Here is a 23,825-nt window from a genome sequence, read left to right as displayed (position 1 = left end):
AGTTAGGTTTTTTATCTCATGTTCATGTTGACAAATCTGCCCAAATACATGATTGTTTTTGCAAAAATAGCTAAACAATATCATAATTGAGATCATTAGCCAATATGCAGTTTACAAATCTGTCATACTTGTTCAATATGATTAAGAACAATAGACGGAGAACAGAGGCAGAAATTATTAAGTTAATTCCTGCTTTTAGGAAGTGAAATTGTCATTAACTTTATTTAAAGTTGGTTGATTCTCTATTTAATAACGATCAATATTCTGTATCAGAAAATACATTTTTTTGGTGTTTTGGTAATTTATGGCCTCGGCAAGAATACAGAAAATACCTTTATTATCGAAAATATCAGCATTTGCTGTGATCTAAGTCTCTAATCACAGCTTAAATATATAAATATACAAAATTCTGATATTTATTCGTAAATAAATAAGTAATATTTATGTGCAGGGGCTGAAAAGTTTTTGAGCTTAAAAAGCAGGAAATACAAAGCTAGAAGTTATACGACGTAGGTTGGGTTGACGCAAGGAAACCCAACATTAATGATAATAATGCCTTCATGGGTAGTGTTGGGTTTCATTTCATTCAAATTACTATATTATTCTGCATAGACGGAGTTTGTTTGTGTAGCTGTGACTAAAATTATGCAAATATCATGATTCGGATAAAATAATTATATACTGAATACTAAGCTACTCAACGTCTCTCAGCAATTAGGTAGGTAGATGCTAATCAACCCAACTATGTAACGAACTGTAAATTACCCAAAACTCTTGGGATTGCTTCGTTCCACTCGCAATGACATAGTTATAAGTTTTCCCACCTACCTACTTATCAATCTGTTTATAGCGGTTATCGGTCGGATGAAATACAATCGAGGGCGGGGAAACCCCACCCCTACAGGTTTTGCGATTTAATGACTGTATCTCACAAAGAGTGCATACCGCTATAACAACATCTTTATACAGGAATAATATTTGATTGTTAAAAGATACGTAGCACCGTAAACTTAATTAATGGTACATCACAGCTTTGCCTAACTGAGATTTTTTCAAAATTCAAATAGGATTTTTATAGATTACATTAATTATGAGTTATTTTATCCCAGGGCAAAAATTAAAAAGAGGACAATACGAAATTATTGATACTCTTGGACAGGGTGGTTTTGGTATTACTTATTTAGCCGAAGATCATAAACGTAAAAAACAAGTAGCTATCAAAAGTCTCAATGTCGTTTTTCTACAACAACGCTATCGAGATAAATATGGAAACACAGAAGGTTTTGGAGAGTTTTTAGCAGAAGAACAGGACAAGTTTAACACTGAAGCAATGGTGTTAGCTACCTTTGATCATCCTCACATTGTCAAAGTGTATCCTGAACTGTTTCAAGAAAATGGTTTATCTTGTATGGTGATGGAATATGTCAAAGGCAAAAATTTAGAACAATGTTTATACGCGAATGGTGTTTTTAGTGAAAGTGCAGGTTTAGAAATTATTAAAGGAATTGGTGAAGCTTTAAGTTATATTCATAGTCGTAATTATCTGCACCGAGATATTAAACCTGCGAATATTCTATTGCGAGAAGCGGATAATAAAGCCATTTTGATTGATTTTGGTTTAGCTAGAGAAGTCAACTTTGCCGAATTGATGAGTTTAACAAATGCCAAAACTCCCGTTTTTGCACCACCAGAACAATTTGAAAATAGAAGTAATTTTACTCCGGCTTTAGATATTTATGCTTTAGCTGCGACATTATATGTAATTATCGCCGTTCATGAACCTCCTTTTATTCCTCTGCCTAGTCCTTATCTGAATGCTAAGATTATGCTAGATATGAAAATGGCGATTGAACCACCGCAACAATACAATTCTGCAATTAGTCAAAAGGTAAATGATGCTATTCTCAAGGGAATGGAGTTAGATTATCGAAACCGTCCTCAGTCAATAGCCGCATGGTTTCAGTTTTTAGGTATTCAATCACAAAATAATCATCTCAAAACTTTCACATTTGAAGTTGTCACAACTAACGCAAAAGGAAGTATTATCAACCGACGCAACCACTCAGCAAATTACTTTGTGGAAGATTTGGGAAATGGGGTGAAGTTGGAAATGGTGGAAATACCCGCAGGAACATTTTACATGGGTTCACCGGAAAATGAAGCGAAAAGAAGAGATAATGAAAGTCCCCAACATGAAGTTACTGTTCCCAGCTTCTTTATCGGTAAATATCCTTTGACTCAAGCACAATATCAAGCTATTATTGGGAGTAATCCTGCTTACTTCAAAGGTAATGGTTCGACTCCGCTCACCAACCATCGTCCTGTTGAACAAGTGAGTTGGAATGATGCAGTGGCATTTTGTCAGAAGTTAAGCCAAAACACAGGTAAAAACTATAAATTACCCAGTGAGGCACAATGGGAGTATGCTTGTAGGGCGGGAACAACGACACCTTTTTATTTTGGTGAAAGTATTACCCCAGATTTGGTAAACTATAATGGTGACTATGCCTACGCTGCTGCACCCAAAGGTAAATATCGAAAACAAACCACAGATGTAGGAACTTTTCCCCCTAATGCTTTTGGTTTGTATGATATGCACGGCAATGTGTGGGAATGGTGCGAAGATGATTGGCAAGAAAATTATATAAATGCGCCTATAAACGGTATTGCTTTGACAAGGCTAGGCAACAACCCAAGACTGCTGCGTGGTGGTTCTTGGAACAGCATCGCTAGCTACTGTCGTGCTGCGGATCGTTACAGGGACGCGCGTGGCATTAGGTACGACTTCCTGGGTTTCCGTGTAGTCGTATCTTCCAGGACTCAGTAGCTCTTTACTCTTTTTCCCTCTTACCCTCTGCTCTTTTTTCTTTTCCCTTGCCCCCGCCGCTAGGCGGAATTTTTTTTTATGAGCAGGATACTATAAATATTAGCCTTATATATATGGGCGCATACTTTTCCACTTATAACATCAGCATAATTGAAGTTGATAATTTTGTCAAGGGTTAAAATTGTCTGGATCAGGATATCCAGGATTTAAGGATTTACAGGATGTTGTTGGATGATTGTTTGTGGGGATTTTGGAGATGTCTAATTGTCTGAATCAGGTGGTTATCGAGTTTCGACTACGCTCAACTACCGCGGAGTCGAGATAATTTTCAGGATTTCAGGATTTTCAGGATCAGGACTTACGCAAAATCATGAAGAAACGAACCGCAGAGGACGCAGAGGACAGGTCGAAATAAGAGTTTCAGAGAGTTATTGCGTAAGTCATCAGGATGTTGTTTAATGATTGTTTTTTTATCCTCTCTTTGAGAATGCAATAGCCCTGATTTTTAATTATTTATCATCCCTTATCCACCAAACCCTCCAAAACCTGCTGTAAATCATTCGTCAACTCAGATACCGCTTGTCTAGCAGCAACCCGACTACTTTTATAACCCGAATAACGTTCAGAAATAGATATTGGTTCACCCACAGTCATCTTCACCTGTTGCTTACCCAATTGTGGACGCTGTGCAGGACTATTACCCTTAATTTTATTAACCATATCCCATAAAAGTAAAGTTGTTTCAGCAAATCTTTCCACAGTTGGTTTTTCTCGAATATAAATACCAGAAACAGCAACAAAACTCTCAACTAACCTCATGTGCCACATCCGAAAATATGCTTCTTCAGCAATTCTATCTCCCAAACTTTTCTCAATAGGTGATAATGATTTAATATCCTTAAAATCTTCTCGAAAAATATAGTTCCAACCGGATTGTTCTACCCTTCTACATCTATCATTCCAACTTCCCCTAGATGGTAAATCAAAATATTGTTCAGCAATGAATAACGCAATATTCATAACAGCTTGTAACCGATAAGCTAAAGCCTCATTTCTATCTGTAATTTCCCCATTGGTAATTTTTTGATCAGGCAAAGTTTGATGATAAAATTTAGTGTAAAACTGCTCCATCACCCCTAACAAATGTTCTGCTAAACCTAATAACCGAGGATAAAGCGCAGCAAAACCAGCCTCAGTTTTCTCTTGATTTGCAGACAAACCACTAGCTACTTCTAATTCAGTTAATAAATTTGCTATATTATCCCAAGGTTCATTGACATAACTATATTTAATGCCAATTGGTAAAATTAAAACTTCTTCATCTCTTCCTGCTTTTTGTAAATCTTCCGCACACCAAAAACCCATCTGTGCGATACCAGGTTCTAAAGGACTGATAATCTCCGATAAACCATTTGTAGCACCTTCTGGGGCAGCCGCCATGGGAAACTGACCATTGATATACAAATCCCGCGCTGAACGCAACCCAGTCCAATCAGCTTTACCACGTTGAATGGGAGTTCCCCCCAAATGGGAAATTACCCAACCCACATGAGAACCAGCCCAGAGAGGAATGCCCCGATCATAGATAAAATGGGTATGAAGCGGATATTGTAGCTGTGTACCCCCAACTCGTGCTACTTTAGGCAAGATTTGGGAGAGTAAATAAGTTAAACAAAGAGGGTCTGCTGTTTGAGGATGACGAAACGCCAACATAAACCGGATTTTACCATCCTGAAACCGCTGATAACAATCCGCCAAAACTTCAACGTTGTCTGCTTCAATGTTGCTAATGGGTGTTTGCCAACGTATCCAAGTTGGTAGCAGAATATGTACCAATTTTAACAACAAAGGATTAAAAGACGGCGGAATAAATTCTAAAGGTGGTTGTGCTTGATACATTAATTCTGACAAAGTAGTTATCTCCTCAAGTTAAATGGTTAATAGTCGGAACTTAGATTTTTAGGAATGTTTCGCGCAAAGAGGCAAAGGAGCAAAGACGCAAAGGCAGAAATAAATTAATTTAGATTATGGTCTAATTTGTAAGTCTTTAATACCAAACCTGTTTGATTGCATGGAAATATTTTAGACGTAACTGATTTGAAAAGTTAGTAAGTAAGGTAAAAAACAATGCGATTATCACAAATGTTATTTGTTACACTGCGGGATGATCCTGCTGATGCGGAAATCCCTAGCCATAAATTGTTACTCCGTGCAGGTTATATCCGTCGCATCGGTAGTGGGATTTATGCTTATCTTCCCCTAATGTGGCGGGTTTTGCAAAAGGTTTCCCAAATTGTCCGGGAAGAAATGAATGCTACCGGCGCACAAGAATGTTTATTACCACAGTTACAACCTGCGGAATTATGGCAAGAATCGGGACGCTGGGACACCTATACTAAGGCTGAGGGAATTATGTTTTCTCTTGTGGATAGAAGAGAACAACAATTAGGACTTGGCCCAACTCACGAAGAAGTAATTACCACAGTTGCCCGTGATATGATTCGTTCATATCGTCAATTACCTGTACATTTATATCAACTACAAACTAAATTTCGTGATGAAATTCGTCCCCGTTTTGGTTTAATGCGCGGACGAGAATTTATCATGAAAGATGGTTATTCTTTTCATGCTGATGAAGAAAGTTTGAAAAAAACTTACCAGGAAATGTACACCGCTTACAGTAATATGTTACGGCGTTCTGGTTTAGCTTTTCGGGCTGTGGAAGCTGATTCTGGGGCTATTGGTGGTTCTGGTTCTACAGAATTTATGGTGTTAGCAGATGCGGGAGAAGATGAAGTTCTCTATACTGAAGATGGTAAATATGCAGCAAACGTAGAAAAGGCTGTTTCTTTACCAGCAGAAGCGGAAACTTCACCTTTTACAACTTACGAAAAACGAGAAACTCCGGGAACTGATACAATTGAAAAACTTTGTAATTTTTTGAAATGTGATCCTACCCAAATTGTTAAAAACGTTTTATATCAACTTGTATATGATAACGGTTTAACGGTTTTGGTGTTAATCAATATTCGCGGAGATCAGGAAATTAATGAAGTTAAATTACAAAATGAATTAACTAAATTAGCTCCTCAATTTGGTGCTAAAACTATTCTCACTTTAACTGTACCAAATGCCGAAGCTCAAGAAGCATGGCAAGGGAAATCTTTACCTTTAGGTTATATCGCACCGGATATTAGTGATGATTATATTGCGGGAAGTAAACAGGTAAATTCTCAGTTTGTGCGGTTGGTGGATAAAACTGCTGTGGAGTTAAAGAACTTTGTCACTGGTGCAAATGAAAGCGGTTTTCACGTAGTTGGGGCAAATTGGGGTGAGCAATTTAAGCTACCTGCATTAACCGTAGATATTCGTAAAGCCAAATTAGGCGATCGCTCTCTCCATGATCCAAACCAAACCCTACAAACAGCTAGAGGTATTGAAGCCGGTCACATCTTCCAACTTGGTACAAAATACTCCGAAGCCATGGGTGCAACTTATACCAACGAACAAGGGGAAGAAAAGCCTTTAGTTATGGGTTGTTACGGTGTGGGTGTGTCTCGATTAGCACAATCAGCCGTTGAACAATCCTATGATAAAGATGGGATAATTTGGCCAGTAGCGATCGCACCATATCACACCATTATTACAATTCCTAACATTAAAGATGCCCAACAAATCGCCGTTGCCGAAAAACTTTACACGGAACTCAATCAAGCAGGTGTAGAAACTTTGTTAGATGACAGAGATGAACGCGCTGGTGTTAAATTTAAAGATGCAGATTTAATCGGGATTCCCTTGAGAATTGTCACCGGCAGAGCGATTACAAATGGTAAAGTCGAAGTAGTCAAACGCGCAAATAAGGAATCTCAAGAAATCCCGATTGAGGAAGTTGTTAATACATTACAACAGTGGATTAAAGAAGCAATAGAAGGGTAAAATTAAACTATTTTGGGGTAGGTAATAGACCTACCCTGATCAAGTATGTGAGAGGCTTCTACTGTTTAAGCTAATATCTCTTCATTGCCCTTTGCATATCTCGTTGATCATCACGACGTTTGAGACTTTCTCGTTTGTCGTGTAACTTTTTACCTTTACCAAGGGCAATAACTATTTTCACCCAACCCCGTTTGAGATACATTTTTAAGGGGACTAGAGTTAAACCCTCCTGTTGTACCCTACCAATGAGTTTCCGGAGTTCTTGTTTGTGAAGCAATAACTTGCGTGTTCGTCTCGGTTCATGATTAAAATACGCACCACTGGAGGTATAAGGCGAAATATGCACGTTGATTAACCATGCTTCACCGTCACGAAGCAAGGCATAACCATCTTGGAGATTGGCTTTACCTGCACGAATTGATTTCACCTCAGTTCCTGTCAACTGAACTCCAGCTTCATAGGTTTCTATGATTTCATACAAAAACCGGGCTTGTCTATTATCACAAATAACTTTGTAACCTTCACTCTGTTTATCACTCATTGAAAATCTTCTTAGTTTTAATAAATATGCCTAAAAATTTATTTAGACTAGCTTTTTCATTAATTGTAATTCAAAGGGACGGGGAACAGGTGATTAGTAATTGGTAATTAGCGATTAGTAAAAATTATGACTGGCTACTACTGAGCTTTGACTGCAAATTGTGTAAAGTTTTGTTAACATTTTCTAAAGATTTAAGATTTTCTTTATAAATCATTGCTCCTCTCGTTATTTAGTAGGTAATCCTGTCATAGTATGAAACATAGGATTACTATTTTTGCCTGTGTCTATTGATATTGCCCATAACAGCACATTACTCAATCAAAAAAATTATAGGGGTGTATTATCCATGCCCTTGACTATTCTCATAGCAGATGACGACTTAGGTACACGCCTATCCATTAGCGATTATCTTGATTTGTCTGGTTACAATGTAATTACGGCTGATGACGGTGTAGATGCTTTGGCTATGGTGGAAAAGTGCCGTCCTGATTTGATGGTGACTGATATTATGATGCCTCGGATGAATGGCTATGAATTGGTGCGTCGGGTGCGTCAGCAATCGGCGTTTCGGTTATTGCCTGTGATTTTGTTAACAGCGAGAACCAAAACCCAAGAACGAATTTTGGGGTATCAGTCTGGTTGTGATTTGTACTTGCCTAAGCCATTTGAATTAGAGGAGATAGCCGCTGCTATTCGTAATCTATTAGAGCGATCGCAAATTATCCAATCAGAATATCGCTTTTCTCATCAGGAAGAAACCAGTGTTTCCACATATACAAAAGAAGAGAACGGTAATATTTCCATATCTACTCAGGTGCAAAACTCTCAAATACTGATACCGCTAACTGCAAGAGAACAGGAAGTTTTAGAGTTATTAACTCATGGTTTTTCCAATGCAGAAATTGGTAATCATTTACACTTGAGTCCCAGGACAGTGGAAAAATATGTAAGCAGCTTATTGAGAAAAACTGGAACTAGCAACCGTGCAGAGTTAGTCAGGTTTGCCATCAAGCATGGTTTAGTGGAATAGCATTTTTACTGAAATTTACACTTTTAGCCTGGTAATATTCGCTAAAAATGACAAATAGACTCTGGTTGGACGGGACATTTTTTAGAGATAAGTGGATTTTCCCCAAGGTAAAGAACAGTCAAATTAATCAAATTGGACAAAGGTTTAAGATCGCTGATTTGATTTTCTCTAAGGCTAAGAGTAGTCAAATTAGTCAGATTGGACAAAGGTTTAAGATTGCTAATTTGATTTTCCCCAAGGCTAAGAACAGTCAAACTAGTCAGATTGGACAAAGGTTTAATATCGCTGATTTTATTATTATCAAGGCTAAGAATAGTCAAATTTGTCAGATTGGACAAAGATTTAATATCGCTGATTCTGATTTGATTTTTATCAAGATAAAGATAAGTTAAATTAGTCAGATTGAACAAAGGTTTAATATCGCTGATTTGATTTTCTTCAAGACTAAGAGCATTTAAATTAGTCAGATTGGATAAAGGTTTAAGATCGCTGATCTGATTTTCCTTAATATTAAGAGCATTCAAATTAGTCAGATTAGACAAAGGCTTGATATCACTGATTTGATTTTGATCAAGGATAAGAGTATTCAAATTAGTCAGATTGGACAAAGGTTTGATATCACTGATTTGATTTTCCCTAAGATTAAGCAAGGTTAAATTAGTCAGCGTTTGATTAGCTTGACTACAATTTTGTGTTTCGGCAACTTTTAATAATACTTCCACTATGTGTCTTGTTTCTTTAGGTAAACTGGCTTTTTGCTGACACCATTGTGTGAAAGTTTTGGGTGTTTTTGTAGGTTCAGCAGTGACTGTTGGGGTGTACAATCCTAAAGTCAAGGTAAAAATAGTGGTCGTTACTAAAGTTAGTTTCATATTTTTACAAGTTATACAAAAAAGCTGCGGTAATTTTACCATCTTCTAACTGGCAAAACAATTCTATTTTTAACTATTTCTCGGACGTTTTAGTTATAGACTGAGTATTTTATTGTTTTAATATCTACCTTTTGATAGATAGTAATTCCTCTTTATCTGTGTATTATAAGTACATGAAACGACTGATTTTCGTTCATTCACATCATGGTGAATTTGTACAGTGCGTAAGTCCTAGAAAAGTAGAACAACCTACTTTTTATCCAATTCTTTCTAATTTAGTATTTCAGAGGAGCTAGTCAATGTTTAATCTTCAATCTATTAAGAGTACAACTTTAACAGCGGCTATTATCGGTACTACATTTGGTTTATCAATTCTTGGTGGTGCTAATGCTTCACAAGCTGCTAATCTGACTATACCTTTGTCCTTAGAAAGTTTCACCCTGGCAGGAAACGCTCAAATTGTCCCAACATCATCTGCAACTCCCTTTTTTACATCTGATATGATTTCTCTAGAGGGAAATGCATCTGCCACTTCTGGTCTTTCTCCTGTGTTCGATATTATCAAAAAGAAACAGACAATCCTCCACTTTAACTACGCTTTTTTTGGAGGAGGTACTCTTAGCTTGTTGCTAAACAACATCAAGACAGGACTAACTACGACTACTGTAATTGATTTACTAAGCGAGTCTACTGGTACAATTGCCGATTTTGACCTGACTAACTTTATAGATACAGGTGCTTATAGCGTTACTCATCAGCTTATAGGGGGTGGTACGGCACACTTTAATAATTTTACTGTAGTTACAAAACACGTACCTGAACCTAGTGCCACATTAGGTTTATTTGGTTTGGGGATGGCCGCATTTACTTTGAAGAACAAACGCAAGTTTAATGTGTTAGTTAAAGCAGCTTCCTAGAGATGTATAAAAAGTAAATTATCCAATTTTTTAGGGTGTGTTAGTAATTTCGTAATGCACCCTAATCATCGTTTTCAGTAGATTAGCTATTTCTCGGACGTTTTAAAGGTATAGAATTAATAGGACCAAGAATTTGATTTAAACCCCGTAATTGTTCCGCTGTACCCATACAAATTAAGGTATCTCCCGTCATTAAAATCGTATCTCCAGTTGGTCCACCAATGAGAGTACCATCAATCCGACGAATAGCGAGAACTAAAGCCCCTGATTGCGATCGCAATTTGGCTTTTTGTAAAGTTTGACCAACAAAGGGACACCTGGTCGGATCTAGTAAAAATTCTTCCATGTATAATTGGCGGTCTGCACCAGAGAGAATCCCATCCACAAAGTCTAGAATTTGCGGTCTGAGGGCTGCTGCTGCCATGCGTTTACCCCCAGTAATGTAGGGTGAAATTACGGCATCTGCGCCGCCACGCTGTAATTTTTGTACCGCTTCTTCCGTACTAGCACGAGCGATCGCTCTAATTCCTGGATTCAGAGTTTTTGCCGATAAAACAGTATATAAATTTTCTGCATCTGAAGGTAAAGCCGCCACAATACAAATTGCCTTAGTAATACCCACCTTCAACAAAATCTCATCTAGCGTCGCATCACCTTGACAAACACTGTAACCAAGTTCTTGGGCTTTTTGTACAGATTCAAGTTCCGCATCAATCACCACAAAAGTAACACCTTCAGCCAGAAATTCCTTGGCAATTTGTCGTCCAGTGCGGCTAAATCCACAAATAATATAATGTTCTGATAATGATTCCATCAAACGCCTTTGTTGTCGGAGTTGAATTCCTTCCAGAAAATAGCCTTCAATAATTGCACCTGAAAATCTATTGACAATATACCCAAGATTCACCACACCCATTAAAATTAAGGCAATGGTAAACAACCGTCCCCGACTACCCAATGGGTGAGTTTCGCCATAACCGACAGTTGCTAAAGTAATCACAGTCATGTAAGCTGCATCTTCCCATGTCCAGCCCTCAACCAGGCAATACCATAAAATGCCAATTAAAAAAATACAGCCCAGGGCAAAGGCCCCAGCCATTAATTCCTTTTGAATACGTTGATATTTTTGCTCAAGGGTAGAATACACAGGCAATCCAAAATTAGAACTTAAAAATTAAAAAGCTTCTTTGTCTGTCCATTTCACTCCTCAATAAAAATAAATTTTGAAAGATTTCCGAGAACCTAGTAAAGTATTACGATAAAGGATTTTCAGGAGGTGCGGTAGTGAAATTCCCAAGTCTAGTTGAACAAGCCACGATCCCTCAAGAGTCAGGTTTTATGTCATCCACACCCTTTGATACAGATAGTTTCAACCAAGTTGTGATGTCCACTTATGGACGCTTTCCCTTGGCCTTAGAAAGGGGTGCTGGTTGTCGTGTTTGGGATACCCAAGGCAAGGAATATCTAGATTTTGTTGCTGGTATTGCAACTTGTACTCTAGGACACGCCCACCCAGCAATGGTAGAGGCTGTGACACGCCAAATCCAGAAATTGCATCATGTTTCTAATTTGTACTATATTCCTGAACAGGGTGAATTAGCGAAATGGATTGTTGATCATTCCTGTGCAGAACGGGTATTTTTCTGCAACTCTGGCGCTGAAGCCAACGAAGCAGCTATTAAACTAGCGCGGAAATATGCTCATACAGTTTTAGAAATTGCCCACCCCATAATTTTAACTGCCCATGCCAGTTTTCATGGACGGACTTTAGCAACCGTTACCGCTACTGGACAACCAAAGTATCAAAAACACTTTGATCCTTTAGTGCCTGGTTTCCATTATGTAAATTACAACGATATTCGAGCAGTGGAAGCCGCTGTGACTGAATTGGATGAAGGTAATTATCGTGTAGCAGCTATTTTAATTGAACCATTGCAAGGGGAAGGTGGAGTTCGTCCTGGGGATGTTGCCTACTTCCAGCGGTTACGCGAGATTTGCGACGAAACCGGCATTTTGTTGATTTTTGACGAAGTGCAAGTGGGAATGGGACGCAGTGGTAAATTATGGGGTTATGAACATCTGGGTGTAGAACCAGACATTTTCACCAGTGCTAAAGGCTTGGGTGGTGGTATTCCCATTGGGGCAATGATGAGTAAAAAGTTCTGTGATATTTTCCAACCAGGAGAACACGCAAGCACATTTGGCGGTAATCCCTTTGTCTGCGGTGTGGCGCTAAGTGTTTGTGAGACTTTGGAAAAAGAGAATATTTTGCAGAATGTGGAAGAACAAGGCGCACATTTGCGAGAAGGATTAAGAGCGATCGCTCTTAAATATCCCCAGCATATCTTGGAAGTCCGCGGTTGGGGTTTAATCAACGGCATGGAACTCAAAGCCGATATTCCTTTAACTGCGGCTGAAGTTGTGAAAGCCGCCATGGAAGAGGGTTTATTACTCGTCCCCGCAGGTCCAAAAGTCGTCCGTTTTGTACCACCTTTGATTGTTTCCGAAATAGAAATAAATCAAGCCTTGCAAGCTATAGAAAAGGTATTAGCCAAACTCACAGTCAGCCCTAATTGACAATTAAATCGCATAATTCCCCGCCCCTCTAAGAGGATGTTTTAAAAGTTTATGGCGATTAGAAAGATGCCTCCGGCACGCTCCGCGAACGCTACTATACAAACATTCGCGTAGCGTACCCATAGCTTGCGTAGCGACGCATGGAGTAGGCGTTACCGAAACAGAATTAGCAGGAGATAAGAATAGTCTTAAATCTGGAAATACTGTTACCATTTTTCAGCCCAATAGATAATTTCTGAAGATGTAACATCAATGGCTACTCCAGAGCTTTTACCATGATTCCATTTACTGCCAGGTTGACTTTTATCTTCTGCTTTTAATACCAATATTTGATAGGTACTGGGAAAGGTTTCCATCTGAGAATCGCTAGTATAAAAAAAGGTTGTTGGTACACCGTTTGGTTGATTAATATGATTATTTGTATTACCGCCCCAGTATTGATGCTGAGAGATTTTTTGGTATTGTGTAAGTAATTTTTTAATATTTGTTTGTGATTGTTTCAGCCGAATTTGCCAAGAACTACTTCCTGGAGTTAATCCAGGGGAATAAGCCATTTGTAAAACTTGGGAATCAGCCGGAATTTCTGAGGGAAAATGTTGAATTTGCTGAATATCTGACCATTTTTGATGACGAATTTCTTGATAGCGCGATGTATCAGTAATTATTTGTAATTTTTTAGTATTACTATTGGCTTTAGTAATCAAAAAACTGCCCATAACTAGACTCAAACTACCAAAGGACAGTAAAATTATTGTAGCGACTTTAACAAAAATAGATTGTTTCATTGGATTGGTTGGATCTAGCTTGTAGATTAATATCCCAACCACTAAAACAATTGTCCTGATAATTTTGAATCTATTCTTAAGTAGGTGAACGTGAGATCACCAAAATGTGTGAGGAAAAGTAAAATTTCCCAAAACTCTCTTCCTGTTCCCTTGCCCCAACGACAATTTTTAACACCAACCTATTTATTAGTCCTATAAATAGTTAAATTAACTACAAAATTAAAAAGAACCAACAATCATTCCTAGCAAGATTAAAAAACCAATCCAGACATTTTGACGAAACATTTCTGCATACGCAGGGTTAGGTATTTCTGGCTGTTGTAAGCGAATAATTTGCCAGATCCAGGCGATGGTAGCCATAATTAAAGTGATCCAAAAAGCCGTATGTAAGTTAATTAAGAAACCTAATCCAGCTAAGAGGAGAATAGTGCCAATCAAGAAAATACCAATGGCTGTAGGGGCATATTTACCAAAAAATAAGGCGCTAGAATTAATACCAATTCGTTGATCATCTTGGCGATCGCTCATGGCATAAATAGTATCAAATCCTAATGTCCAGAGGATCGTGCTTCCCCAAAGTAACCAAGTTGGTGCTGTAATGTTGGCTGTAACTGCACTCCAACTAATTAAAACCGCGAAACCCCAAGCAATAGAAAGTACCAATTGGGGAATTGGAAATACTCGTTTTGCACCGGGATAAAGGACAATGACGGGGACTGCGGCCACGGATAACCAGAAGCTTAAAGGGTTAAGATAAAAGGCGATAACGGCGGCACAGGCTAGGGAAATTAAACCGACAATAATACCAACTTGCACAGAAAGGGCGCGAGAGGCCAGGGGGCGATCGCGGGTTCTCTCTACTTGAGGATCAATATCTCGATCCCATAAGTCATTAACTACACACCCAGCCGCACTGGTGGCGATACTACCGAACACAATCACTCCCACGAGGGGTAGTGGTGGTTTCCCCGCAGCCGCTAGGAATACAGCCCATAATGCAGGAATCATGAGAATTAACCTACCTTCAGGTTTATTCCACCGCAATAGCCGGATAATTGCCAGCCATAATGGTTCTTTATTTGTTTCTTGTGTTTCTAGCATATTTGATGATTTGCAGAAGGAGTCGTAGGGGCGCAGGGCCTGCGCCCAGTCAGTCGTCTGTTAATATATCTTCACATTTTCTAGAATATCGTTTAGTTATCTAAATTGGTATGTATTTATACGATTTTCAAAATTTATAGTGGTTATACTCATTTATAGGTTCTACCTGGGAATTGATGAAGTGGCGAGTCCACTTCATTTTTATTGTCAAAATATAGATTTTTTAGTCATTAACTAACTCATCGCGCCATTTTTCGCGTTTTTCCCGCTCTTCACGTACTTCTTCCTCCCGTTCTCTTGATCTCACTAATAACCAAGTTTCCCACGTTAGGGGTTTTTGTCGTTCTAAATGGTTAATAAATTGCATAATTGACAAATCAGCTTTTATAGGTGTTTTTAAATCGAACTGCATAGTTTGTAAAATTCTATCATTGGTTTTGAGTAGGCGATCGCTAATTTTTTTCCCTACCCTCAGCATTAATTTATTAATCAACTTTCCTAAAATACCTTTACGTTTTTTGGACATTAATAAAGTTTGTCCTTCTGTTTTTCCCCCTGGTAACATCCGAGTTGTAAACATCAAATGTAGATGGGTAGACTCATTACTAAAGGAAACTATACAGGTTGTTCCATACCAATAACAAACACTGTAATTAAGAGAATTATTAAAAAACCAACGGTAGAGATTCAACCAAAATGATTTACCATTAATATTTGTAATACTGCTGAAAATAATCGCATTTTGATTTAGTTCTTGTTTCTCCAATACCATCTTTAATGGTAATTTATGAACTAGATTAATTTGTTGCATATCAACACCATGAAGAAGCAACAGATGGGGATGACAATTAATACTAAATTGAGAACCTAGAGAAACATCAAACTCTTGATTTTCCCAATCTAAAACAAAAGGTAAAGGTTGTTGAGGAGTTTCCCCTGTCCAAATCCAAATCATCCCATATTGTTCTGCTGTTGGCCAAGTTTTTGCTTTCAGGGCTACAGGTTCATCTAAATCAGGAACATCAACACAAATGCCTTCTGCATCAAATTTCCAGCGATGCAAAACACAGCGTAATTCATTACCCTCAACATTACCTTCTGCTAAACTTGTTCCCATGTGAGGACAGTAAGCATCTAAGATAATAGCACGTCTATCTTTACCACGATATACAACTAAATCCTTGCCAAAAATTGTGACAGCTTTAACCTCACCTATTAGCAAAGATTGAGAAGGTAATACCCAATACCAACCTTCAATAAAACTGTCTGACTGATTGAAAATTTTTGGCTTACGAACCGAGTTAAAATTATCTATATTGGTGTTCATTTGTAGATTTCACTTGCAGTGAAGTGGTTAATCTATACCTATCATGAACAACTCAGAAAAACAGTTAACCATTAACAATTGACAATTGACAATTGATAATTGACAATTGATAATTGACAATTAAATTTGTACATTTTATAACGAATCTACGAAAGTAAAAAAATTATCTGCGTTTATCCGTGTTCATCATCTTCAATCTGCGGTTAATTCTTTATTAACATATTATCTAACTCCTGATTTAAAATTACGCAATCTTAAAGCATTAGTAACAACAGAAACAGAAGAAAAAGCCATTGCTGCACCGGCAATAATTGGGTTAAGTAACCAACCAAAGAAAGGATAGAGAATACCCGCAGCGATGGGAATACCGATGATATTGTAAATAAAGGCAAAAAATAGATTTTGGCGGATATTGTTGATGGTAGCGCGACTGAGTTGAATGGCTGTAACAATGGCTTGTAAATCGCCAGAAATTAAAGTAATATCACTAGCAGCGATCGCCACATCTGTTCCTGTACCAATAGCAATTCCCACATCTGCTTGTGCTAATGCTGGTGCATCATTAATTCCATCTCCCACCATAGCGACAATTTGAGATTTTTTCCCTAATTCCCTTTGTTGCAATGATTTAATCATAGCTGCTTTTTGGTCTGGACGAACTTGGGAAAAAACTTGGGTAATTCCAACTTGATCGGCGATCGCTTGTGCTGTTGGTTGATTATCTCCTGTTAACATTACCACTTCTAAACCTAATTTTTGCAGTGCTTTTACTGCTGTTAATGATGAAGGTTTAAGGGCATCTGCAATAGCGAGAATTGCTTCTAAATTACCATTTACTGCTAACCAAATTACTGTTTTTCCCTCACTTTCCCAAGCTGTTTGATTGGGCTGTAAAGCATCTGTATTAATTCCTAATTCTGTAAACCAGCGTTGTGTGCCAATTTGTACTAATTTGTCAGCAACTAATCCTTGAACACCACTCCCAACAATAGCTGCAAAATCATTCACATCTACTAAATTTACAGTTTGATTAATCGTATATTTTACCACTGCTTCCGCTAGAGGATGTTCAGAATTTCTTTCAACACTTGCGGCTAACTGTAATAAATTAAGTTCATTATTATCTGCTGTTCCTTTAACAGTAACAAAGTCTGTAACTGTAGGTTTACCTTGAGTTAAAGTTCCAGTTTTATCGAGAACAATTGTCTGGATTTTGTGCGCTAATTCTAAACTTTCAGCACTTTTAATTAAAATGCCATTTTCTGCACCTTTACCAGTTCCCACCATAATCGAAGTAGGAGTAGCTAAACCTAAAGCACAGGGACAAGCGATAATCAAAACCCCCACCATTGTGATCATTGCCAGGGTAAAATTTCCTGTAATATAAAACCAGATAACAAAAGTAGCGATCGCAATCATAATTACAACCGGCACAAACCATCCAGTTACCTGATCTGCTAATCTTTGAATCGGTGCTTTTGAACCTTGGGCTTCTTGTACTAATTTGACAATTTGGGCTAAAAACGTATCCTTCCCTACCCGCGTTGCTTTAAACTTAAAACTACCAGTTTTATTAATTGTTGCCCCAATTACTTCATCTCCTGGCTGTTTTTTGACGGCGACACTTTCACCTGTAACCATGGCTTCATCTACTGTGGAAGTACCATCAATTACTTCTCCATCTACAGGAATTTTTTCACCAGGACGAACTACAATTACATCATTAACTACAACTTCAATAATGGGAATATCTATTTCTACTTCATCTCTAATTACTCGCGCTGTTTTCGCTTGCATTCCCATCAATTTGTGAATAGCTTCGGAGGTTTGTCCTCTAGCCCGATGTTCCAGAAATCGTCCTAACAAAATTAAAGTTAAAACCATTGCTGAAACTTCATAATAAACATGAGGTTCTATACCTTGGGAAATAAATAAACTAGGAAAAAGTGTAACGAATAAAGAATAGAAGTAAGCTGTTCCTGTCCCCAAAGCAATTAAAGTATCCATCGTTGCTGTGCGGCGTTTTAAGGATTTCCAAGCATTGCGGAAAAAAGACCAACCACACCAAAACTGCACGGGCGTTGTTAATACTAATTGTAACCAAGGATGATGGAAAAATGCGGGAATAAATGGCAAATGTAGCCCTGTCATCATTGGTAAAGAACCGAAAAACAGAAAGATGCTAATTACACCCCCTGTTATTAATTTAATTATGAGTTCTCTTTCTTCTGCTAATGTACTCGCTGTTTCTGCTGCATTTTCACCTGCTGCTTCTAATGAAAAAGATGAATAACCAGCATTAGCGATCGCTGCTTGAATTTCTGCTATATTTGTCTGTTTGGGTTCATAATTAATAGTTACCTGTTCTGCACCGAAATTAACATGACATTCAATAACTCCAGAAACAGCTAAAATCGCTTGTTCAATATTATTAGCACAAGCCGCGCAACTCATCCCTTTAAGTTTAAGATTAAGATTATTCATGTTACTTATTGTAATTAAATCATTACCCAAATTTCTGATTTTTCAAGGAAGTAAGAGATTTATATGCCACCCATTAGTGTAATATATCAGCTAAATAGGTTTCTTGACTTTTCCCTAGCTTACATTTCAGATTTTGGATGTGGAAATATATGTTACAGGTTATTTATTCTGAAGAATTTTTAGATCATCAAACAGGAAGCTATCATCCAGAAAACCCAGCCCGGTTAACAGCGATAGTCAACGCTTTAAAAGCGGCGAGTTTTGCAGACAAAATTACTTGGAAAATACCTACACCCATTACATCAAAACCGTTTTTAATGTCTTGCGTAGAAAGTGTTCATACTAAAACTTATATTAACAAAGTCAAGGCGATCGCCTCCTCTGGTGGTGGTTATTTAGATGGAGATACTCCCATTTCCCCCCGTAGTTATGATGTGGCTTTGTTGGCGGTTAGTGCTTGGTTAGATGGAGTTGATACAGTTTTAAATACAGATGATTCTGCTTTTGTCTTAGCGCGTCCGCCTGGACATCATGCGGTAAGTAGTACAGGTATGGGATTTTGTTTATTTTCTAATGCGGCAATTGCAGCTTTCTATGCTTTGCAACAACCTGGAATTAAGCGTGTTGCTATTCTAGATTGGGATGTACATCACGGTAATGGTACGGAAGCAATAGTAGAAACTCACTCAGAAATTGCATATTGTTCTCTTCATCAATACCCAGCTTATCCTGGTACAGGGAAAAGTTCTCAACAAGGTTCACATCATAATGTATTAAATTTACCTATTCCTCCTGGTAGTGATATTACTGTTTATCAACCGTTATGGGAAAGAAATATATTACCATTTCTCACAAATTTTCAGCCAGATTTACTGATTGTTAGTGCTGGTTATGATGGTAATGCTAATGATCCTTTAGCAAGTATGAATTTACAACCAGCAGATTTTGGTTTATTTACAGAATACTGTTTAGGTATAACCAGAAAAATTGTGTTTGGGTTAGAAGGCGGTTATGATTTACCAAGTCTGGCTGAATCAGTAATTGCCACTATTCAACCTTGTATAAGGTAGTTGATTTTGCTATAGCTATTTCCTAAAAGTCTGAATTTTGGTGTTTGATAATTCTATATTCCACTATATTTAAGACTTTAGCACTCAAGGTAATATGGTCATATTTTCTAGCTATTTTACCTCCCAGTTTTTCTGCAACCCTACGGCTGGGAGTGTTTGCTTCATCTACAGAATATTGAATATATTCATAATTCAAGTTTTGATCAGCCCATGATTTCAAGGCTGTAATTGTTTCTGTGGCGTAACCAGATTTATGTGCTGATTTTTTTAGCCAAATGCCAAATTGTGGGTATTTACTATGAATTTGATGTATCCCAGTACAGCCTAAAAATTCTTGAGAATCTTTCTTTAAAATCACAATTATTAATTCTTCTCCTTTTTCTATTTTTAGTAAAGATTGATTAATGAATTTTTCAGTATACTGAATTTTTTCTGCTGGTTCTGAATATAAATAAGTCGAAACTTCCCTGGTAAATTCTCTAAAAATTTCTGTCTTATATGCCATAGAAATAGGCTTTAATAGTAAGCGTTGTGTAGATACCTCGAAAAGCATGAGTTCCATGGTTAGCAATAAAATCTAGGTAGCGATTACAACCATTAAGATGGCGACATTACTGTACTGATAGTGAATACAATTTCTACTTTCAGCCTTTTTCAGTATTGTACCTAACCAAATAAAGTTAAAATTCATCAAATCTTTAGTAATAAAACTTTATAATCTTGTTATGAAAGAGCTAAAGTTTTGTTAAGATACGATCACAAGGAATTCAGCCACCGGGCTGTGAAGAAACAAATAGTACCAGTAGCTGTATAAGGTTCAGAAGGTGAACAAATGACCACCTATATATTTTTTGACCAAGCCCTCCAGATGCTTACCAGTGCTTTTTTCGCATCAGCAATCATTTTAATCGCAGCTTCTAGTATAGGTTTAGCAGTAATTGAGACTATTGAAAAAGCGGGTGACAGCTAAAATCATGGCTAACAGTTAGCCGTGGGGAAGTAGCTGTTACGCTGCTAAAAAGCACATAAAGGGCGGGCAATTAGGGGTTGTCCGTCCTTTATCATCAGGATTTACGCAACTGGCACATTGGTAGGGTGCGTCAGATATCAACAATCTGTGTATTTGCAGGATTTATGCAGTCTGACGCACCCTACTACAACAGTAAGCTATAGAGTAGGAAGAAATTGAATTCTGCTATATGTGATCCAAAAAGGTGTTAATGTTAATGTTCTTAAAACACCCTATTGTTTATCAGTATGCCAGTTTTCACTACTATCTCTCAACTGGTTGAAGTTCTTGTCGCTAAACCTGCCAATGTATCTGTATCTACATTGACTCAGCTAGGTAGTGGTATACAAACAGATACCCGAATTTTGCAACCTGGTGAGGTTTTTTTGGCTTTGCGAGGGGAGAAATTTGACGGACATGATTTTGTGCCGATGGCGATCGCTAAAGGGGCTATAGTGGCCATAGTTGATTATGCTTATGAAAATCCCGGTTTTCCGGTTTTGCGGGTTAAAGATACTTTAAAGGCATATCAACAAGTTGCTAAGTGGTGGCGCGAAAGCTTTTCTATTCCTGTAATTGGGATTACGGGTTCGGTAGGTAAAACGACAACGAAAGAAATAATTTCGGCGGTTTTAGCTACCAAGGGACGAGTTCACAAAACATACAGTAATTTTAATAATGAAATTGGTGTTCCCAAAACTCTTTTAGAATTGGATCGAAAAGATGACTTTGCTGTGATCGAAATGGCGATGCGGGGGAAGGGACAAATTGCCGAACTTACGGAAATTGCTAAACCAACCATCGGTGTAATTACTAATGTGGGAACAGCACATATTGAGTTATTGGGTTCAGAAGAAGCGATCGCTGAAGCTAAGTGTGAATTATTAGCGACAATGCCAGAGGATAGTATCGCCATTCTCAATCATGATTATCCCCTATTAATGGCAACAGCAGCGAAATTTTGGCAGGGAAAAGTAATTACCTATGGTTTATCTGGCGGCGATATTCAAGGCACATTAATTGATAATGAAACTGTAGAGGTAGGGGGAATGCGCCTATCTTTACCTTTACCTGGTCGTCATAATGCTACTAATTTTTTAGCAGCTTTAGCAGTAGCTAAGGTATTAGAAATTGATTGGCAATTATTACAATCTGGTGTCATGGTGAATATGCCCACAGGTAGAAGTCAACGCTTCACTTTACCTAATGATATTCTGATTTTGGATGAAACCTATAATGCTGCCCCAGAAGCCATGTTAGCCGCTTTACAGTTGTTAGCGGATACACCTGGAAAACGGAAAATTGCAGTTTTAGGGGCAATGAAGGAATTAGGAGAAAGATCCGCCGAACTACACCAAAAAGTCGGGGAAATGGTTAAAAATTTGCATCTGGATGGGTTGCTGGTATTAGTTGATGGCCAAGATGCCGAAATTATTGCTAATAGTGCTGATAATATATCCTGCGAGTGTTTCACTACTCATGCTGATTTGGTAGAGAGATTAAAAACATTTACGCAAACAGGCGATCGCTTATTATTCAAAGCTGCCCATTCCGTTGGTTTAGATCGAGTTGTCAATCAATTGCGGGCAGAATTTACCAATTAAAGAGATGGGAAGATAAGGGTTAGAGGTGTTGACTATTTACTGGTATTTTAGACAAAACAAACTTAATTAAGTCTGCCTTTTGAGGGAAATCCAATACACAAGAAAAATAACTTTTTTTGTAGGGATGTTGCATGAAACATCTCTACTATAGCTTCAAATCAGTGCAAAAAACCGTTAATTAACAGACATCATTTAACTGCTAATTACCATCAATATCTAGACAAAAATAATTGCATTAAGTCTGATCTCTGGTGATCAAAGCCTTGAATTTATCAATTATTTTTGGAAGAATCAAAACTAAGGTTAGTAAATAACAAGTCTAATCTGATTTGTCTTTGATCAATACAATACATACAGGAGAAATTATCATGGCTAATATCCAAATCTCTGCACTACCTCCAGTAGGTTATGATTTATTTAATGATGCTGCTAGTTTTCTCAATGAACTAGCTAACGAGGAAGTACAAGATGTTCTCGGTGGTGGTCATCATAGTTGTCATTCTCATTACAACCATCACCATAAACATAAATCTCACAATTACTCTCACGACGTTTCCAAAAGCGGTTATGGCTATGGACCTGGCTATGGCTGGGGTTATTAAAACTAAAAAAAAGCTGTAACCTAACAGCTATTAACGATAGTCAGAATAGTAAATAAAAATTACTATTCTGACTGTTTATTTGACATTGTTGAAATTATCATTTCTGTGGTAATTATTTACCAAAAGAAAACAATTGTAGAGGACTTTTTTTCCAGATAATTACCAAAAAATTAGTCAATAAACAGGTCACAGCTAAGGATAACAAGATATAAGTTGGTGGCATAACTACACCAATCATAAACCAAGTATAAACGTGCAACATCATGACACTAGCAAATGTAAAGGCTAATCCTATAGATATCCATACTTGACTCATGGGACGATTTAGGAATGTCAGGATCAGAGTTAATAATGTTGTCAGGATATTGGCTGGAACAAGAAAGGCGCAAATGCCTATACAGTTGTTGCGGGAAAATTCAGTTAAGGTGTTGAAATCTAACATTAATTTTTGGGGATAATTGTAGGTTATTATTATTAGGTTTTTATTATAAAGTAGAGGGCTTTTAGACAACTATATTTATCTTAGCCTAAAAGTGAGTAATCGCACCATTTATGTTACATTTTTTTAATAATTAGCCCTGAGAACTAAATTTATTCATTATAGAGACGTTTTATTAGCGTCTCTATTAGGTTATCAAAATCAAAAAATCAGCTTGTGGGATTAACCCATCAAAATCACAGTATCAATAACGTGAATTACCCCATTATCAGCATCAATATCTGCTGCTAAAACCGTGGCATTTTTCACCTCAAAACCATGATCACAATTAATTTTAATAGGAGAACCTTCCACAGAAGTCACTGTACCCAGTTTTGCCAACTCAGCCTTTGTTAACTTCCCAGGCACAACGTGATAGGTTAAAATTCTTGCTAACTGGGGAATATTTTGTAATAGAGTTGTAATTGTGCCAGGGGGTAACTTAGCAAAAGCTTCATCCGTTGGTGCAAACACAGTGAAGGGACCAGGACTTTTTAATGTTTCTACTAAGCCAGCAGCTTGTACCGCTGCCACCAAAGTTTTAAACGCATCATTACTAACTGCAATATCAACAATATCAGCCATTGACTTTACCTCGTATCTACCAAAGGTTATAAAAATAGTAAATCATGTTTAAGTTTAATCACTTAAAATTCTGGTAAAAT

General features: G+C 37.6%; 20 protein-coding genes. 9 read left to right on the top strand and 11 right to left on the bottom strand.

Annotated features, from left to right (window positions below):
- The first annotated feature begins 1,090 nt into the window (after window positions 1-1,090).
- Entirely contained in the window at window positions 1,091-2,827 is a 1,737-nt protein-coding gene (locus FJR04_RS14600; RefSeq protein WP_168495964.1) for a bifunctional serine/threonine-protein kinase/formylglycine-generating enzyme family protein, read from the top strand.
- 516 nt (window positions 2,828-3,343) lie between these two features.
- On the opposite strand, the gene FJR04_RS14595 is transcribed toward FJR04_RS14600, so the two are convergent.
- Window positions 3,344-4,738 (bottom strand): 1-acyl-sn-glycerol-3-phosphate acyltransferase, encoded by a 1,395-nt coding sequence (locus FJR04_RS14595; RefSeq protein WP_168495962.1) that lies wholly within the window; start codon window positions 4,736-4,738, stop codon window positions 3,344-3,346.
- A gap of 216 nt (window positions 4,739-4,954) precedes the next feature.
- Between FJR04_RS14595 and FJR04_RS14590 the strand changes: the two genes are divergently transcribed.
- Window positions 4,955-6,763, top strand: a complete 1,809-nt coding sequence (locus FJR04_RS14590; protein WP_168495960.1) for a proline--tRNA ligase — start codon at window positions 4,955-4,957, stop codon at window positions 6,761-6,763.
- A gap of 70 nt (window positions 6,764-6,833) precedes the next feature.
- On the opposite strand, the gene smpB is transcribed toward FJR04_RS14590, so the two are convergent.
- A complete protein-coding gene (smpB, locus tag FJR04_RS14585) occupies window positions 6,834-7,304 on the bottom strand; it encodes an SsrA-binding protein SmpB (RefSeq protein ID WP_168495958.1) in 471 nt (156 codons plus the stop codon).
- A 346-nt stretch (window positions 7,305-7,650) separates the two neighbouring features.
- On the opposite strand from smpB, the gene FJR04_RS14580 reads away from it, so the two are divergent.
- Window positions 7,651-8,334 carry a response regulator transcription factor gene (locus FJR04_RS14580; protein WP_168496046.1) on the top strand — a complete coding sequence of 228 codons (684 nt, stop codon included), beginning with the start codon at window positions 7,651-7,653 and terminating at the stop codon, window positions 8,332-8,334.
- Between the two features lie 41 nt (window positions 8,335-8,375).
- Here the strand turns inward: FJR04_RS14580 and FJR04_RS14575 are convergent, their stop codons facing one another.
- Complete coding sequence (locus FJR04_RS14575; protein ID WP_168495956.1) at window positions 8,376-9,206, bottom strand: leucine-rich repeat domain-containing protein; 831 nt, start codon at window positions 9,204-9,206, stop codon at window positions 8,376-8,378.
- A gap of 299 nt (window positions 9,207-9,505) precedes the next feature.
- Here FJR04_RS14575 and FJR04_RS14570 point away from each other — a divergent pair, with 299 nt between their 5' ends.
- Entirely contained in the window at window positions 9,506-10,123 is a 618-nt protein-coding gene (locus FJR04_RS14570; protein WP_168495954.1) for a PEP-CTERM sorting domain-containing protein, read from the top strand.
- An 82-nt stretch (window positions 10,124-10,205) separates the two neighbouring features.
- Here FJR04_RS14570 and FJR04_RS14565 read toward each other — a convergent pair whose 3' ends face one another.
- Window positions 10,206-11,270 (bottom strand): potassium channel protein, encoded by a 1,065-nt coding sequence (locus FJR04_RS14565; RefSeq protein WP_168495952.1) that lies wholly within the window; start codon window positions 11,268-11,270, stop codon window positions 10,206-10,208.
- Window positions 11,271-11,461: 191 nt separating this feature from the next.
- Here FJR04_RS14565 and FJR04_RS14560 point away from each other — a divergent pair, with 191 nt between their 5' ends.
- The gene (locus FJR04_RS14560; RefSeq protein ID WP_174763844.1) at window positions 11,462-12,700 is read left to right on the top strand and encodes an aspartate aminotransferase family protein; all 1,239 of its coding nucleotides are present in this window, start codon (window positions 11,462-11,464) and stop codon (window positions 12,698-12,700) included.
- 206 nt (window positions 12,701-12,906) lie between these two features.
- Here FJR04_RS14560 and FJR04_RS14555 read toward each other — a convergent pair whose 3' ends face one another.
- The 4 genes from FJR04_RS14555 to FJR04_RS14540 all read right to left on the bottom strand — a co-directional run bounded on the left by FJR04_RS14555 (window position 12,907) and on the right by FJR04_RS14540 (window position 18,397).
- Window positions 12,907-13,485, bottom strand: coding sequence for a hypothetical protein (locus FJR04_RS14555; RefSeq protein ID WP_168495948.1), 579 nt, complete (start codon window positions 13,483-13,485; stop codon window positions 12,907-12,909).
- A 219-nt stretch (window positions 13,486-13,704) separates the two neighbouring features.
- Window positions 13,705-14,586, bottom strand: coding sequence for a 4-hydroxybenzoate solanesyltransferase (locus tag FJR04_RS14550; protein ID WP_168495946.1), 882 nt, complete (start codon window positions 14,584-14,586; stop codon window positions 13,705-13,707).
- Window positions 14,587-14,809: 223 nt separating this feature from the next.
- The gene (locus FJR04_RS14545) at window positions 14,810-15,913 is read right to left on the bottom strand and encodes an aromatic ring-hydroxylating dioxygenase subunit alpha (protein ID WP_168495944.1); all 1,104 of its coding nucleotides are present in this window, start codon (window positions 15,911-15,913) and stop codon (window positions 14,810-14,812) included.
- Between the two features lie 222 nt (window positions 15,914-16,135).
- A complete protein-coding gene (locus tag FJR04_RS14540) occupies window positions 16,136-18,397 on the bottom strand; it encodes a heavy metal translocating P-type ATPase (RefSeq protein WP_168495942.1) in 2,262 nt (753 codons plus the stop codon).
- 149 nt (window positions 18,398-18,546) lie between these two features.
- On the opposite strand from FJR04_RS14540, the gene FJR04_RS14535 reads away from it, so the two are divergent.
- Window positions 18,547-19,467, top strand: coding sequence for a histone deacetylase (locus FJR04_RS14535; RefSeq protein WP_168495940.1), 921 nt, complete (start codon window positions 18,547-18,549; stop codon window positions 19,465-19,467).
- Window positions 19,468-19,489: 22 nt separating this feature from the next.
- On the opposite strand, the gene FJR04_RS14530 is transcribed toward FJR04_RS14535, so the two are convergent.
- The gene (locus FJR04_RS14530) at window positions 19,490-20,029 is read right to left on the bottom strand and encodes a GNAT family N-acetyltransferase (RefSeq protein ID WP_168495938.1); all 540 of its coding nucleotides are present in this window, start codon (window positions 20,027-20,029) and stop codon (window positions 19,490-19,492) included.
- A 270-nt stretch (window positions 20,030-20,299) separates the two neighbouring features.
- Here FJR04_RS14530 and FJR04_RS14525 point away from each other — a divergent pair, with 270 nt between their 5' ends.
- The 3 genes from FJR04_RS14525 to FJR04_RS14515 all read left to right on the top strand — a co-directional run bounded on the left by FJR04_RS14525 (window position 20,300) and on the right by FJR04_RS14515 (window position 22,682).
- Entirely contained in the window at window positions 20,300-20,437 is a 138-nt protein-coding gene (locus tag FJR04_RS14525; protein ID WP_168495936.1) for a hypothetical protein, read from the top strand.
- A gap of 287 nt (window positions 20,438-20,724) precedes the next feature.
- A complete protein-coding gene (gene murF, locus FJR04_RS14520) occupies window positions 20,725-22,080 on the top strand; it encodes a UDP-N-acetylmuramoyl-tripeptide--D-alanyl-D-alanine ligase (protein ID WP_168495934.1) in 1,356 nt (451 codons plus the stop codon).
- Between the two features lie 368 nt (window positions 22,081-22,448).
- Window positions 22,449-22,682 (top strand): hypothetical protein, encoded by a 234-nt coding sequence (locus FJR04_RS14515; protein ID WP_168495932.1) that lies wholly within the window; start codon window positions 22,449-22,451, stop codon window positions 22,680-22,682.
- Between the two features lie 112 nt (window positions 22,683-22,794).
- Here the strand turns inward: FJR04_RS14515 and FJR04_RS14510 are convergent, their stop codons facing one another.
- Both FJR04_RS14510 and FJR04_RS14505 read right to left on the bottom strand, forming a co-directional pair.
- Window positions 22,795-23,124: a hypothetical protein gene (locus FJR04_RS14510; RefSeq protein ID WP_168495930.1), complete on the bottom strand. Its 330-nt coding sequence runs from the start codon at window positions 23,122-23,124 to the stop codon at window positions 22,795-22,797.
- Between the two features lie 219 nt (window positions 23,125-23,343).
- The gene (locus tag FJR04_RS14505) at window positions 23,344-23,745 is read right to left on the bottom strand and encodes a fasciclin domain-containing protein (RefSeq protein ID WP_168495928.1); all 402 of its coding nucleotides are present in this window, start codon (window positions 23,743-23,745) and stop codon (window positions 23,344-23,346) included.
- Window positions 23,746-23,825 lie beyond the last annotated feature (80 nt).

Source organism: Anabaena sp. UHCC 0204 (assembly GCF_009711975.1).
GTDB lineage: Bacteria > Cyanobacteriota > Cyanobacteriia > Cyanobacteriales > Nostocaceae > Dolichospermum.
Note: the sequence above shows the minus strand (reverse complement) of the source record. Positions and strands in the feature narration are given on the sequence as shown.

Excerpts from the sequence above, each read along its gene's own strand:
- FJR04_RS14600 (WP_168495964.1), top strand. The coding sequence starts at position 1,091 with ATGAGTTATTTTATCCCAGGGCAAAAATTAAAAAGAGGACAATACGAA.
- FJR04_RS14590 (WP_168495960.1), top strand. The coding sequence starts at position 4,955 with ATGCGATTATCACAAATGTTATTTGTTACACTGCGGGATGATCCTGCT.
- smpB (WP_168495958.1), bottom strand. The coding sequence starts at position 7,304 with ATGAGTGATAAACAGAGTGAAGGTTACAAAGTTATTTGTGATAATAGA.
- FJR04_RS14580 (WP_168496046.1), top strand. The coding sequence starts at position 7,651 with ATGCCCTTGACTATTCTCATAGCAGATGACGACTTAGGTACACGCCTA.
- FJR04_RS14575 (WP_168495956.1), bottom strand. The coding sequence starts at position 9,206 with ATGAAACTAACTTTAGTAACGACCACTATTTTTACCTTGACTTTAGGA.
- FJR04_RS14570 (WP_168495954.1), top strand. The coding sequence starts at position 9,506 with ATGTTTAATCTTCAATCTATTAAGAGTACAACTTTAACAGCGGCTATT.
- FJR04_RS14560 (WP_174763844.1), top strand. The coding sequence starts at position 11,462 with ATGTCATCCACACCCTTTGATACAGATAGTTTCAACCAAGTTGTGATG.
- FJR04_RS14555 (WP_168495948.1), bottom strand. The coding sequence starts at position 13,485 with ATGAAACAATCTATTTTTGTTAAAGTCGCTACAATAATTTTACTGTCC.
- FJR04_RS14550 (WP_168495946.1), bottom strand. The coding sequence starts at position 14,586 with ATGCTAGAAACACAAGAAACAAATAAAGAACCATTATGGCTGGCAATT.
- FJR04_RS14545 (WP_168495944.1), bottom strand. The coding sequence starts at position 15,913 with ATGAACACCAATATAGATAATTTTAACTCGGTTCGTAAGCCAAAAATT.
- FJR04_RS14540 (WP_168495942.1), bottom strand. The coding sequence starts at position 18,397 with ATGAATAATCTTAATCTTAAACTTAAAGGGATGAGTTGCGCGGCTTGT.
- FJR04_RS14535 (WP_168495940.1), top strand. The coding sequence starts at position 18,547 with ATGTTACAGGTTATTTATTCTGAAGAATTTTTAGATCATCAAACAGGA.
- FJR04_RS14530 (WP_168495938.1), bottom strand. The coding sequence starts at position 20,029 with ATGGAACTCATGCTTTTCGAGGTATCTACACAACGCTTACTATTAAAG.
- FJR04_RS14525 (WP_168495936.1), top strand. The coding sequence starts at position 20,300 with ATGACCACCTATATATTTTTTGACCAAGCCCTCCAGATGCTTACCAGT.
- murF (WP_168495934.1), top strand. The coding sequence starts at position 20,725 with ATGCCAGTTTTCACTACTATCTCTCAACTGGTTGAAGTTCTTGTCGCT.
- FJR04_RS14515 (WP_168495932.1), top strand. The coding sequence starts at position 22,449 with ATGGCTAATATCCAAATCTCTGCACTACCTCCAGTAGGTTATGATTTA.
- FJR04_RS14510 (WP_168495930.1), bottom strand. The coding sequence starts at position 23,124 with ATGTTAGATTTCAACACCTTAACTGAATTTTCCCGCAACAACTGTATA.
- FJR04_RS14505 (WP_168495928.1), bottom strand. The coding sequence starts at position 23,745 with ATGGCTGATATTGTTGATATTGCAGTTAGTAATGATGCGTTTAAAACT.